At 35.9% G+C, this 12,442-nt stretch carries 11 protein-coding genes, 1 other RNA gene and 1 pseudogene; 5 read left to right on the top strand and 8 right to left on the bottom strand.

Annotated elements, in window-relative coordinates:
- Nucleotides 1-108: 108 nt before the first annotated feature.
- The 3 genes from OLM61_RS01580 to OLM61_RS01570 form a co-directional block, all read right to left on the bottom strand.
- Entirely contained in the window at nt 109-261 is a 153-nt protein-coding gene (locus OLM61_RS01580) for a hypothetical protein (protein ID WP_264524782.1), read from the bottom strand.
- Between the two features lie 134 nt (nt 262-395).
- Nucleotides 396-557 (bottom strand): class IIb bacteriocin, lactobin A/cerein 7B family, encoded by a 162-nt coding sequence (locus OLM61_RS01575; protein ID WP_264524781.1) that lies wholly within the window; start codon nt 555-557, stop codon nt 396-398.
- 11 nt (nt 558-568) lie between these two features.
- Complete coding sequence (locus tag OLM61_RS01570; RefSeq protein ID WP_264524780.1) at nt 569-715, bottom strand: class IIb bacteriocin, lactobin A/cerein 7B family; 147 nt, start codon at nt 713-715, stop codon at nt 569-571.
- Between the two features lie 573 nt (nt 716-1,288).
- Here OLM61_RS01570 and OLM61_RS01565 point away from each other — a divergent pair.
- Both OLM61_RS01565 and OLM61_RS01560 read left to right on the top strand, forming a co-directional pair.
- Nucleotides 1,289-1,864 carry a helix-turn-helix domain-containing protein gene (locus tag OLM61_RS01565; RefSeq protein WP_264524779.1) on the top strand — a complete coding sequence of 192 codons (576 nt, stop codon included), beginning with the start codon at nt 1,289-1,291 and terminating at the stop codon, nt 1,862-1,864.
- Between the two features lie 229 nt (nt 1,865-2,093).
- Nucleotides 2,094-3,077 (top strand): hypothetical protein, encoded by a 984-nt coding sequence (locus OLM61_RS01560; RefSeq protein ID WP_264524778.1) that lies wholly within the window; start codon nt 2,094-2,096, stop codon nt 3,075-3,077.
- 83 nt (nt 3,078-3,160) lie between these two features.
- Here the strand turns inward: OLM61_RS01560 and ssrA are convergent.
- Both ssrA and OLM61_RS01550 read right to left on the bottom strand, forming a co-directional pair.
- Nucleotides 3,161-3,557: a transfer-messenger RNA gene (gene ssrA / locus OLM61_RS01555) on the bottom strand.
- 67 nt (nt 3,558-3,624) lie between these two features.
- The gene (locus OLM61_RS01550; RefSeq protein WP_264526346.1) at nt 3,625-4,827 is read right to left on the bottom strand and encodes a serine hydrolase domain-containing protein; all 1,203 of its coding nucleotides are present in this window, start codon (nt 4,825-4,827) and stop codon (nt 3,625-3,627) included.
- Nucleotides 4,828-5,067: 240 nt separating this feature from the next.
- On the opposite strand from OLM61_RS01550, the gene OLM61_RS01545 reads away from it, so the two are divergent.
- Nucleotides 5,068-6,270 carry an NAD(P)-dependent oxidoreductase gene (locus tag OLM61_RS01545; RefSeq protein WP_264524777.1) on the top strand — a complete coding sequence of 401 codons (1,203 nt, stop codon included), beginning with the start codon at nt 5,068-5,070 and terminating at the stop codon, nt 6,268-6,270.
- A 115-nt stretch (nt 6,271-6,385) separates the two neighbouring features.
- On the opposite strand, the gene fumC is transcribed toward OLM61_RS01545, so the two are convergent.
- Nucleotides 6,386-7,771 (bottom strand): class II fumarate hydratase, encoded by a 1,386-nt coding sequence (gene fumC, locus OLM61_RS01540; RefSeq protein ID WP_264524776.1) that lies wholly within the window; start codon nt 7,769-7,771, stop codon nt 6,386-6,388.
- An 89-nt stretch (nt 7,772-7,860) separates the two neighbouring features.
- On the opposite strand from fumC, the gene OLM61_RS01535 reads away from it, so the two are divergent.
- On the top strand, nt 7,861-7,986 hold the full coding sequence (locus OLM61_RS01535) for a hypothetical protein (RefSeq protein ID WP_264524775.1): 126 nt from the start codon (nt 7,861-7,863) through the stop codon (nt 7,984-7,986).
- Between the two features lie 496 nt (nt 7,987-8,482).
- Here the strand turns inward: OLM61_RS01535 and OLM61_RS01530 are convergent.
- Nucleotides 8,483-10,953, bottom strand: a pseudogene (locus OLM61_RS01530) (TonB-dependent receptor domain-containing protein).
- An 89-nt stretch (nt 10,954-11,042) separates the two neighbouring features.
- Nucleotides 11,043-11,393 carry an arsenate reductase (glutaredoxin) gene (arsC, locus tag OLM61_RS01525; protein ID WP_264524774.1) on the bottom strand — a complete coding sequence of 117 codons (351 nt, stop codon included), beginning with the start codon at nt 11,391-11,393 and terminating at the stop codon, nt 11,043-11,045.
- A gap of 114 nt (nt 11,394-11,507) precedes the next feature.
- Here arsC and OLM61_RS01520 point away from each other — a divergent pair, with 114 nt between their 5' ends.
- On the top strand, nt 11,508-12,440 hold the full coding sequence (locus OLM61_RS01520) for a CPBP family intramembrane glutamic endopeptidase (RefSeq protein WP_264524773.1): 933 nt from the start codon (nt 11,508-11,510) through the stop codon (nt 12,438-12,440).
- Nucleotides 12,441-12,442 lie beyond the last annotated feature (2 nt).

Below are 12,442 nucleotides of genomic sequence, written 5' to 3'. Positions count from 1 at the left end.
ACAGCAGTCTTCAATAATTCTTTAAAAAAAATTATACAGATACAAAATATACGAATCAATTTTTAAAATCGATATCATATCACATTTTACTTTTTAGCCTTTGTCAATTTAATGTGTAGCATAGTATAAAGTGTCACCAATAGCTTCTCCTATAAAATATGACATTGCAATAAGTATTATACTCGCATAGACAATGGTCAAAATTTTTTTATATTTTGAGCCTAAAAAAACAGCTTCAATAATGGATGTTTTCTTTTTCATTTTGATTATTTTAAACACACGGGAAATCCCGTGTGCTTGGTTGATTTATTATAGATTAGTTCTGTTTTGATATAATATCATTGTTTATATCATTTCGTTTCGTTTAAGTTGAAATAACAAACGAGTGTTAACTTTTAATGTGTGGCATACCATAGTAGATCACCAGCGGCTTGGCCTGCCTTATAAGCCGCTCCAACTAGAGCACAACAAGCCAAAACAGTTCCGAAGATACCACCTTCGATATTTTCTTTCTCTTCAAAAGTTAATTCTTGTACTTCTTTAATTTCTATTAACATAGCTTTTTAAATTAGTGGTTATGACTTTGATATTGGTTATACATTCCTATAGCGAATGCAATCACAATGGGATTTTGAAGCAATAAGAAAAATCCACCTTCTGTTTCTTGTACTTCCTGAGCATTAAGCTCTACCAAGTTTAAATTTTCTAAATCCATAATTTTATGTTTTAAATTGATTAATATTTATGCGGTTTATTTTTTTCCGCAATCCTCAGTTTTTTTGATTCCTCAAATTTTGAATCAGTGTATTGTAATGGCCAATTACATTTAAAAAGTTAGTTAATTTTTCTATGAATATAAATATGTAAAAATTATCTTACTTTAATTATTTCAAAGCTAAGCAAAGAACATATTACTCGCAAATGTTGGATATCGAAATTCAGGAATATCGACACCTAATTCCTGAATTTGAAATAAATACATATGCAATTTATTGATTATCAATTAATTGAATTCTTTTTAAAGCTCTGTGTTTTTTAAGGATTTATACTTCAAATTCTACAAAGTTGCTTTATTTTTGTAGGAAATTAAACATGTATGATTCGTTGTAAGCACTATATTCTCAAATTTTTATTACTCTCTACTGTCCTTTTATATGCACAAAATTCAGGGAGAGGCCCGGTAAAGCTGTCTTACAAAGAATTTAAGGTGTCTTTTTGGAATAATGAGGGAAATAAAAAATTTCAAAAAGAATACAATACTCTCTATTTGATTTTAGAAAAAGAAAACTTGACAGAATCAACTATAAATGATAAAACCGAATTGCATTGGAGTATTGGGGTATTGCTTTTAGTCGTAATTATTGCCGTATTTTTTGGGTTTTATCAGTATCGAATCAAAAAGAGACAGCCATCTCAGTTTGAAAAAGGAATACACAAATCAATAAATAATGAAATACAAGTCAGAAGTGTTAAATCCGGGATCGAAAATATTGGTATTAACGAAGAGTTAGTTGTACAGATATTAGAGAAGTTAACTCACTTTGAAAAAACGAAAGGGTACTTATTCTCAGGCGTTACGGTTCAGTCACTGTCAAGTACTTTTGAAACCAATAGTAAATATGTTTCTAAGGTGGTCAATACTTATAAAGAAAAAACATTTGTACAGTATATTAATGATTTAAGAATTGAGTATGCTTTACAGTCATTAAAAGAAGATTCAAAATTACAGAAGTACACCATTCAGGCGCTGGCTGTCGAGTTTGGTTTTAATAATGCGGAATCGTTTTCAACCGCTTTTTATAAAAAGACTGGTATTAAACCTGTTTATTTTATTAAACAACTCGAAATACCAAAAGATGTTTAAAGTCTTTGATTTACGTTAACTTTAAGATGTTACCCACGAAAAGCCTATAAACATTGAATTTACCAACTTTTTTTGTGGATCCGCTGAGGCTACAATTAAATAGTTTATCTCAATCTTATCATCTTTTACAATCTTAAAATAGAGCATTAAAAAAACAGGTAATTCTACGTGGATGTAAGATTTTATTTTGGTTTAGATTTATTACTCAAACCAAAACAGTAGAAAAATCATGCAAAACAATGAAAATACACCCATTCCAATCGGATGGGTTGGTGGATTTCCACCAGCGGGTTCACCTATGTTATACCCAACCAGAGATCTTTCCTCTTTACCGATGTTGAGTAATATGGATAATATTAGTTTTTTACAACGCCAGCTTGGTGTAAGGTGGCCTGAGTTTAGTTGGGAAACACAAAAAGGAAGTTTTGACCCGAAGAGATGTTATCAGCAATTTGCACCTTATATTTCGAGAGCTGGTTATACGGATGAAGGAAGAGTATATTCTGTTATCTGTCCACAACAAGGGGTCTGGCTTAAAGATGAAATTTGTATTAATGTGGAGGTTACTGTAACCGGTCAAAGAGGCTGGGTTAATGAAGTGACAAAAGAAGTCGCGATAGACATGACAGTTGAGGGTAAAATTTGGTTGACACCAAACGAGCAGCAAGGGGATAAGATAAAAGAAATTTGGCCTCTATTGGAATATAGTTTTCCAAAATTCCCATTGAATAAAGAGAACGCGATAAGAGTTACTACGCATGAACAGAATAATCCCGATCAGCCGATTTTTAAAGTGATACACGGATTAAACCCTCAATTTGATAATCCTTCGTTTGCATTACATGCTGATCAGGCTTTTGCTACGGCCTATCTTGCCGTTGAGATTGGGGATATTAAGTTAACCAAAGATAAAGTAGTTGATGGTTTTAATGAATTAATAATGAAAGCTTTTAACCTTGGTTCAGGGAATATGCTCCAGGCGGGAAATACTTTGTCGTGGAATCTTTGGTTCACAGAACCAGCCTTGGTAAATAAGGAGGAATGGAAAAATCATGCTAATTTTTGGAGAGATTCTATTGATGTACATCATCGTTCTCCTACCGGAAATGGTACTGATGCCCGATATTTTGACGGAACTACATTTAACCCTGAAGAAAATGCAGTAGACGAAATAATTAAAGATATTATCGACTATGTTATAAAACATCTTTAAGTCGTTACAGTTTGTTTGGATCTTATTCACTATAAACAAACCAGCATAAAAAAGGGAAGATATGTTTAAATATCTTCCCTTTTTTGTGGAGTCGCCGGGAATCGAACCCGGGTCCAAACAAGCAACTAAAGAGCTTTCTACACGTTTATTCCCTGATTGGATTTTCGATGTTAAGCCAGGTCAGGAACAACCACTCAACACTTATCTTCTTAATTTCAATCTCCACCCGAAGCTCATGGAAATCTAGGTTTATTTTTACGGTTCCCCTGTACTGACCGCCACAAACCAAGGCTTTCAAGGAGAATCCAGCTTTCCTACCTGGTAGGAACGTGGCGCAATCGTACTATAATTCGGATTATGCAGCTAAAGCGTAGTTATTTTCGCCGTGTAAAATTGTAAGATCTTATATTTACGAGCAAGGTCTCAATGCTCGACGTGCTTACTTTTCAATTCGACTTGCTGTCAAAACCAGTCGACCCCAAAAATGAGTTTGCAAATTTATACTATTTGAAGTTAGTTTTGTAATAAATCTTTCAGAAAAATAACATTATTCTTCATCCTTGAAATTAAACGGATAATCACCAAAAATTGGCGCCAGTTTACGAACGGCATAGGTATTTCGAGTCATTTTGTTCGACAACGCGATAATCGTAACATGCTCTTTCATCAAAGTAATGTACGATGAGGTATTGCCGTGCCACCAACCGTTGTGAAAATAAAAATTTTGCCCGGTTTCCCAATTGATCATTCGGATGCCTAAACCATAATTTTTGGTTCCCTTACGCTCATTACTGTAGCCGGTATAAACTTGTTTAAGTAATGCCGGTTTTAAAAAGTCAGGTGAATTTCTGGCGCGGTCAAACTTTAAAAGATCTCGCACGGTTGAAAATATATTTTTATCCCCATAAACATTATCCAGATAATCAAAACCAATTTCTACACCATTACCTTTATAAGAAGGAACAATTTTTTTTCTGTCCTTGTCATCGTCAAAAACATAAGTGTGTTTCATTCCCAGAGGTTTGAAAATCATTTGAGACATGGCTTCTTTATACGTTAAGCCCGTAATTTTTTCAATAATTAAAGCGAGCATCGCATAGTTGGTATTACAATAGCTAAAACGTGTTCCGGTTCGAGATTCTAAACCAATATTTTTGGTAGCCAGAATATCCAGGATATCTTTATTGGTAAGCTGATTGTGCCTGTCCCATACTGATTTGTCCCGGTCTGTGAAATAAGCATAATTGCGCATTCCGGTACGATGGTCAAGCAACATTCTTATGGTGCATTCTTCGTACGGAAAGGTTTTTAGAATCGTATTTACTTTTTGATCTAAATCGATTTTACCTGCATTTACAAGTTTTAAAACAGCAGTAGCAGTTAAAACTTTACTCACAGAAGCAATTTGAACAGGAGTTTCTGCAGTTATTTTAGTGCCTTCGTTTTTATTCGCAAAACCATTGTAACGTTCAAAAATAATCTGACCGTTTCTGGCCACCAAAAAACTCCCGTTCATACTATTGTTGGGCCAGTTTTTGTTGTAAAAGTGATTTATTCTTCCGGTTACTGAATTTATATAGGCTTGTGAAATTCTTTTTTCCGGGCCTAACGGTTTCATTTTGGGTAAAGTATCTTCTATCGTTGAAGCAGTATCTGCGGTTGTTTTTTTATCTTTTCCACAAGAACTTAAAACTAATACTAGAAGAAGTATTTGTGGTATCTTTGTTTTTTTAAGGAAGCTCATTTTCATCATTCTTTAAAAACAAATATATAGAATTCAATAGTTATGTTTTGCCGTTTTGAGATACTCCAAAACTGTTATTTAACAAAAAATTAAGGTTTTGTTTAATTAATTGATTGTTTGTCAGCTTTTAACGGTTTTTAAATATTCTAAATTGTAATTCTTCATGAAAACTTTAACTAAATTTGTTATATTTGAAACAAATAAGATGTAAAAAGTTATATTAATAATTATTTTAAACCCGTTTAAATGAAATTTGGAATCATAAAAGAAAGAAAAAACCCGCCGGACCGCAGAGTTGTTTTTGCTCCTAATGAACTTACAAGACTTAAACAGCTTTATCATGAAGCTGTAGTGGAGGTAGAGAGTTCTGATATCAGGATTTTTTCGGACGTACAGTACAAGAGTATGGGAATCACAGTTACCGAAGATGTTTCAAATTGTGATGTGTTATTTGGTGTAAAAGAGGTTCCGGTTGAGAATTTGATTCCTAATAAAGCCTATTTCTTTTTTTCGCATACGATTAAAAAACAGCCTTATAATAGAAAATTGTTGCAGGCTATTTTAGAGAAAAATATTGATTTATATGACCATGAAACTATTGTAGATGCTCATAACCGTCGTTTAATAGGTTTTGGCAGGTACGCTGGAATGGTGGGAGTTTACAACGGAATTCGCGCTTTTGGAATAAAGTTCGAGTTGTTTAAATTGCCAAAAGCAGAGACACTTGACGGAAAAGAGGCTTTGATTAAACAGTTGAAGCGTATTACGATGCCGTCTTTAAAATTTGTTATTACCGGAACAGGAAAAGTGGGAAGCGGTGCCAAAGAAATTTTAGATGCTATAAAAATAAAAGAAATTACAGTTGATAATTATCTGACGAAGAAGTATGCGCAGGCCGTTTACGTGCAGTTGGATGTTTTGGAATATAACAAACGTATTGACGGTGAGGTAGTTGATTTTAAAGATTTCGTAGCGCATCCGGAAGCTTATGTTTCTGATTTTGAAAAGTTTACTAAGGTGACGGATATTTATTTCGCAGGTCATTTTTATGCAACAGGAGCTCCAATGATTCTGACGCGTGAAATGTTGAATGCAAGCGATTGTAAGCTAAAAGTAGTTGCCGATATTTCCTGCGATGTTAATGGTCCAATTGCGTGTACGGTGCGATCTTCGACTATTGCAGAGCCTTTGTACGGTTATTTTCCTTTGGAAGATAAAGAAGTAGATGTATTTCATCCGGCAGCTGTCGTTGTGATGGCTGTTGATAATTTGCCATGCGAAATTCCAAAAGACGCCAGTGAAGGTTTTGGAGAGCAATTTATGGAGCATGTTATTCCGGCTTTCTTCAACGGAGACAAAGATGGAATTTTAAAACGCGCTAAAATAACGGAGAAAGGGAAACTAACAGAAAGGTTTAGTTACCTGCAGGATTATGTAGACGGAAAATAGAAACTTTGTTTCAGGTTTCAAGTTTGATGTTATATAAAAAGGAGAAAATTTTAAATTTTCTCCTTTTTATTTGTTTCAAGTTTTAACCTGAAACCTGAAACTTGAAACAAAAAAATTAAACCATCTCCTCCGGCTTCACCCAGGCGTCAAAGTCTTCCGGGCTTACGTAGCCTAAACGAACTGCTTCGTCTTTAAGAGTAGTTCCGTTTTTGTGGGCTGTTTGTGCAATTTCGGCAGCTTTATAGTAGCCAATTTTTGTGTTTAAGGCGGTAACCAGCATCAATGAGTTGTTGACCAATTCTTTAATGCGTTTGTAGTTTGGTTCGATGCCTTGTGCGCAATGTTCGTCAAACGAGATGCAGGCGTCTCCTAATAATCGTGCGGATTGCAGGAAGTTTGCGGCCATAACCGGTTTGAAGACATTCAGTTCATAATGCCCCTGCATTCCGCCAACTGCAATTGCCATGTCGTTTCCAATTACTTGTGCACAAACCATTGTCAACGCCTCACACTGGGTTGGGTTTACTTTTCCAGGCATGATAGATGACCCGGGTTCATTTTCCGGAATATGAATTTCACCAATTCCCGAACGAGGTCCTGAGGCTAACATTCTCACATCGTTTGCGATTTTGTTTAGGGAAACGGCCAGTTGTTTTAAGGCACCGTGAGTTTCTACAATAGCATCGTGTGCTGCCAGGGCTTCGAATTTGTTTTCGGCCGTAACAAAAGGATGATTGGTAAATTTTGCAATATACTCGGCTACTTTTACATCGTATCCTTTTGGAGTGTTTAATCCGGTACCTACCGCGGTTCCTCCCAAAGCAATTTCGGATAAATGGGCGAGCGTGTTTTTAAGGGCTTTTAATCCGAAAGACAATTGAGCGGCATATCCTGAAATTTCCTGTCCAAGTGTTAATGGGGTGGCATCCATAAGGTGGGTACGGCCAATTTTTACCACATCCTTAAATTCGGTTGCTTTTGCCGTTAATGTAGCATGAAGTTTTTCGACTCCCGGAATGGTGGTTTCAATCACCATTTTGTAAGCTGCAATGTGCATGGCTGTAGGGAAGGTGTCGTTGGAAGATTGTGATTTGTTTACGTCGTCATTGGCTTTAATAAACGGTTCGCCTTCTCCAATATTGAATCCTTTTAAAACTTGTGCGCGATTGGCTATTACTTCGTTGACATTCATGTTGCTTTGTGTTCCTGAACCGGTTTGCCAGATGACAAGAGGGAATTCGTCCTTTAATTGTCCTGCTAAAATCTCGTCGCAAACGGCTGCTATGGCATCTCTTTTTTCGAAAGGTAAAACGCCTAAGTCGGCATTGGCGTAAGCGGCTGCTTTTTTTAGATAAGCAAAACCTTCAATAATTTCCTGCGGCATAGACCCAGCTGCTCCAATTTTAAAGTTGTTTCTTGAACGTTCTGTTTGTGCTCCCCAATATTTGTCGGCTGGGACCTGCACTTCGCCCATCGTGTCTTTTTCTATTCTGTATTTCATTATGTGGTATGTAAAAAGTTATTTGTAAAATGTGAAATGTTGCTTGTGAAATGTGAAATGTTTGTTGAAAACTGAAATTTCTTATGAAAATGAATGAACTAGCCCTGATGGTAGCGGCATCCTTTTGTGCCGGGGTTCGGTACAAAAGATATAGCGGACAGCAGGAATTAGCTCCTGAAAACTCCCATGTTCTTGTGCTTGAGATTGTTCAGTAAAATGGCGGTTATCCATAAGAAAAAAAGCTTATTTAAAATGAGTATAAATATAAGCATAAATGTTATTTCCCGAAAATTGATTTGGATTTTATTGCTAAGGAAAAATATAAGGCTTACATTTGTCATTACATTCAAAAATTCCGGAAAACATGTTTGAATTTTCACAGTACTTAGGTTTTTTACTTTTCTTGACCATACTAACTATAGGGTTTTGGTTGATGTTTTTCTTAGTAGGTTTCGTATCTTATTGGGTTACGGGTGCTAGCTGGGAAATGTTCAAAGAGAAAAGAGCAAAGAAGAAACAAGAACAATCAATTTAATTTTAAGTTGATTTCATAAAAAAGGACCCGTTTTTACGAGTCCTTTTTTTTATGCGATAAAGTGAAGTTTCAAATTTCAAAACCCAAATTCCAAATTCCAAAAAAAAATCCAAATTCCAATTAAGTTTTACAAAATTGGAATTTGGATTTTTTAGTTTGGATTTTAACCTATAGTGTTATCCAGGGAATTCTCCACCGCCGTCACCATCATTTTTAGGTGCTCCCGGTTTTTCTCTGTCGCTTTTCGGTTTGTTGAAACGGTAGGTAAACGACAGATTGAATTGACGTCTACGGAACTGCATTTCGCTGTAAGATTTTTGACTTTCAAGAGTGGTATCATTTTGAAGGTAGGTGTACGATCTCATGACTCTGGAGTTAAAAATATCACTGATATTAAAGGCAATTGTCGCTTTGTCTTTTAATACATCTTTACTGAAAGCGGTGTTCATACCAAATTGGTCTAAGATTTTACCTTGTGCTGTTTTTTGCTCACCATTGAAGGTACCGCTTAACTGCCAGTCAATTTTGTAGGGTAACGTAACTTTTGAGCTGATTCTCGCAAACCAGGTGTTGGCTTGATTGTTAAGGTTTTGCACAATGGTTTTGCCTTCCGTATCTACATAAGTGTTTTCTCCGGTTGTTTTTACATTGTAAAGGTTGAAGTTACTGTTTAGTCTCCACCATTTATACGGACTGTAGTTGAAGGTGAATTCGAAACCATATTTTTGCTCTTTTCCTAAGTTAATAGGACGGCTTAGAATAACAGGAATTCCGTCTACATTGTCTCCATTTGGAGTTCTGACAAAGCTGAAAACATCTTTTGTGTTTTCGAAATAGGCAGAAGTGCTAAAGGTTACTTTTTCCCATCTTTTGATATAACCTACATCAAATTTATCCGTTAAGGATGGATCCAGATCCGGATTTCCCTGGAAAATATTAATGTTACTGGCGTAATTAAGAGCCGGATTCATGAAACGTCCTCTAGGTCTTGATACACGTTTGCTGTAGCTGGCGGTAAAATTACTCTGATCTGAAATTTCATAGCTAACAAAAGCACTTGGAAACAAGTTGTTGTATTTTTTTGTGTTAAAAATACTGTTGTCTAATAGGTTTACCTGAATATTAGTGTCTTCCCAACGCAAACCAAACAAATAAGAGAATTTATTAACTTTCAGACCATATTGCGCGTAAACGGCATTGATGTTTTCTTTGTATTCTAAAGTGTTTGATTTTTTTGGATCTATAACATAGTTTCCATTGATGAGGTTGGTAACGTTGTATTCGTTATTTAAGTCTCCAAAGTTTCCTTTGTATCCTGCCTCAAACTGACTTCCTTTTCCTAATGGAAGAACGTAATCTGCCTGAAGTTGTACTTGTTTTTGTACCTGATCGTTTAGCGTAGTATTAGAGGTCGGTAATGCTGTAATCATACCGTCGCTGTCATCTGTATTTCTTGAAATCGATAAATCGGCGGTAAGTTTGTGTCCTTTATCGTTGAAATTTTTGATTAAGTTCGAAGTAAATTCTACGTTTTCGCTTCCGGTATCGGCATTGTTTAAACGAGAAGTTGTTCCTGTAAAAGCACGAGCGGCATCAAAGTTATTGTAGTTGATATAATCTTTGTCCTCGCCTGAGTTTTTTTGATAATTAATGGCATTGGTCCAGAAGGTGTTTGGCGCTACTGTCCATTCCATTCCAGCTCTTGCGTTAAAGCCGTTTCTAATTCTTTTAGTGTCGCGGTCTTCGTCTAAATAACCTTTTGGAGATCCATCAGCATTATAATAGGAAGTATTGGTTAATCCTCGACCTTCATTGGTTCTGTAGTTGTAACCCGCTGTCGTAAAATAATTGAATTTTTCAGTTTTATAATTTAAGTTGGCACTTAAACCGTAAGTTTCAGGAAGTCCGGTTGAGGCGATAAAAGTTCCGTTAAAGCCCTGGTTTTTTCCTTTTTTTAGTATAATATTGATGATTCCCGATCCTCCCTCTGCATCATAACGTGCCGATGGGTTGGTGATTACTTCTACTTTGTCAATAGCATCGGCTGGAAGCTGACGCAAAGCTTCGGCTACATTGATAGCATTTGAAGGTCTTCCGTCAATTAAAATTCGGATATTGTCACTGCCTCGTAAGCTTACATTTCCTTCGGTGTCTACAGAAACTGAAGGTACATTGTCTAAAACGTCACTTACAGTTCCGCCTTTTACCATCATGTCCTGTCCAACGTTGTAAACCTTTTTGTCCAGTTTTATTTCAACGCTTGATTTTTCGGCACGAACGACAACTTCACTTAATTGTGCAGCATCTTCCGATAGATTAACAATACCTAAAGAAGTGTCTTCGGAAATCGTTTTTCCTTTGATTAAAGAGGATTTGAACGAAATAAATTCAACTTTTATATCGTAAGTCCCCGATGCTACAGCCACGTCAAATTCCCCTTTTGGATTGGTGATTCCACCAGCTATAACTTTGGTGTCATTTGGTGCAGTGAACGAAATGGTAGCATACTCAAGAGGCTGTTTACTTATTTTTTCGAAAACTTTCCGGTAACTTTTACCTTGTTTTTAGCAGGTGGCGCCTGTTGTGCATAGTTGTAGAAACTTGTAAGAAAGGATACAAGTAATACAGCAAATTTGATTTTCTTCATTGTGATTTTTGGTTTCAATTACTCTTTAGACGGCAAATGTAGCTTTTGGTTTAAAGAGAAAAATCACAAAAATATGTTAATATGGTTCTTTATAATTGATCTAAAAAAGAAGCTACCAAATCCGGATCTCTTCCAATGATTGCTTTGCCGTCTTTTACAACAATCGGGCGCTCGATTAAAATAGGATGCTCCACCATAGCGGCTATAATTTGGTCGTCGGTCAGCGTCTTTCCTTTGTAATTTTCAATCCATACTTTTTCTTTAGTTCTGACCAATTGCAGGGGCTGAAGATTTAGTTTTTCGAGTAGTTTTTTTAATTCATTAAAGTCCGGAGTTTCGGTCAGATAAGGAATGATCTGATATTCCTGCTTTGTTCCTTCAATAAAAGCCAGACAGGTTCTTGATTTTCCACAACGTGGGTTATGATAAATTTGTATCATTTTGATATATTTAAATTGCTGTAAGATAATTAAACTAAAAATAGGTATTTTAGCAGTTCCAAAAATAAGATTTAGTTACTGAATCGAATTCTCATTTTTTAAATTTTTGTAAATATGTTTTTAGAACAAGGAATTAAACCCCATAATAAGTTCTGGTTGTATCTTTTAGGATCGTTTTTTATCATTATAGCGTCATTTATTGGTCAAATTCCTTTTTCTGTTGCCGTGTTTTGTAAAAGTTATATGTCCGGGGAGCCTTTTCCTGTTGATAATGGTGCAGTAATGCGTATGTTTGAACTTAATCTGACTTTATTTTTGGTGATGATTTCTTTTGTTTTTGCGTTTGCCGGAGTGTACTACGTAGTAAAGTATTTGCACCGCCAGACGTTTTTGTCTGTTACGACCTCGAGAGCAAAGGTAGATTGGAAACGGATAAGCTTTTCTTTTTCACTATGGGCTTTGTTCTCTGTTTTGAGTTTTCTGGCACTTTATCTGAATGCTCCCGAGAAGTTTGTCTGGAATTTTAAACTCGTTCCTTTTTTAATTTTAGTGGTTTTAGCTACGCTGTTAATACCCATACAAACCTCTACCGAGGAATATGTTTTTAGAGGATATCTCATGCAGGGCTTTGCTAATCTGGCTCAAAACAAGTGGTTTCCGCTCCTGATGACTTCGCTGATATTTGGTTCGATGCACATTCTTAATCCCGAAGTCGAAAAGATGGGCTATATAGTGATGGTGTATTATATCGGAACCGGTTTGTTTCTGGGTGTAATTACCTTGATGGATGAGGGGATGGAATTGGCGTTAGGTTTTCATGCGGCAAATAATTTAGTGGGAGCTTTGTTAGTGACTTCGGATTGGTCTGTCTTTCAAACGCATTCGCTTTTTAGAGATATCTCAGAACCTTCAGCGGGCTGGGATGTAATACTGCCGGTAGTGGTGGTTTATCCTATTTTGCTTTTTATTTTTAGCAAAAAATACAAATGGAACAATTGGAAAGAAAAATTAACGGGTAAAATAGTTGTTGTAGAATCTTCAAATTAAAA

The sequence above is a fragment of the Flavobacterium sp. N502536 genome, from assembly GCF_025947345.1.
Classification (GTDB): domain Bacteria; phylum Bacteroidota; class Bacteroidia; order Flavobacteriales; family Flavobacteriaceae; genus Flavobacterium.
This window is presented reverse-complemented; position numbering and strand designations above follow the sequence as displayed.

Excerpts from the sequence above, each read along its gene's own strand:
- OLM61_RS01545 (WP_264524777.1), top strand. The coding sequence starts at position 5,068 with ATGAAATTTGGAATCATAAAAGAAAGAAAAAACCCGCCGGACCGCAGA.
- OLM61_RS01550 (WP_264526346.1), bottom strand. The coding sequence starts at position 4,827 with ATGAAAATGAGCTTCCTTAAAAAAACAAAGATACCACAAATACTTCTT.
- OLM61_RS01575 (WP_264524781.1), bottom strand. The coding sequence starts at position 557 with ATGTTAATAGAAATTAAAGAAGTACAAGAATTAACTTTTGAAGAGAAA.
- OLM61_RS01520 (WP_264524773.1), top strand. The coding sequence starts at position 11,508 with ATGTTTTTAGAACAAGGAATTAAACCCCATAATAAGTTCTGGTTGTAT.
- OLM61_RS01580 (WP_264524782.1), bottom strand. The coding sequence starts at position 261 with ATGAAAAAGAAAACATCCATTATTGAAGCTGTTTTTTTAGGCTCAAAA.
- arsC (WP_264524774.1), bottom strand. The coding sequence starts at position 11,393 with ATGATACAAATTTATCATAACCCACGTTGTGGAAAATCAAGAACCTGT.
- OLM61_RS01560 (WP_264524778.1), top strand. The coding sequence starts at position 2,094 with ATGCAAAACAATGAAAATACACCCATTCCAATCGGATGGGTTGGTGGA.
- OLM61_RS01570 (WP_264524780.1), bottom strand. The coding sequence starts at position 715 with ATGGATTTAGAAAATTTAAACTTGGTAGAGCTTAATGCTCAGGAAGTA.
- OLM61_RS01535 (WP_264524775.1), top strand. The coding sequence starts at position 7,861 with ATGAATGAACTAGCCCTGATGGTAGCGGCATCCTTTTGTGCCGGGGTT.
- fumC (WP_264524776.1), bottom strand. The coding sequence starts at position 7,771 with ATGAAATACAGAATAGAAAAAGACACGATGGGCGAAGTGCAGGTCCCA.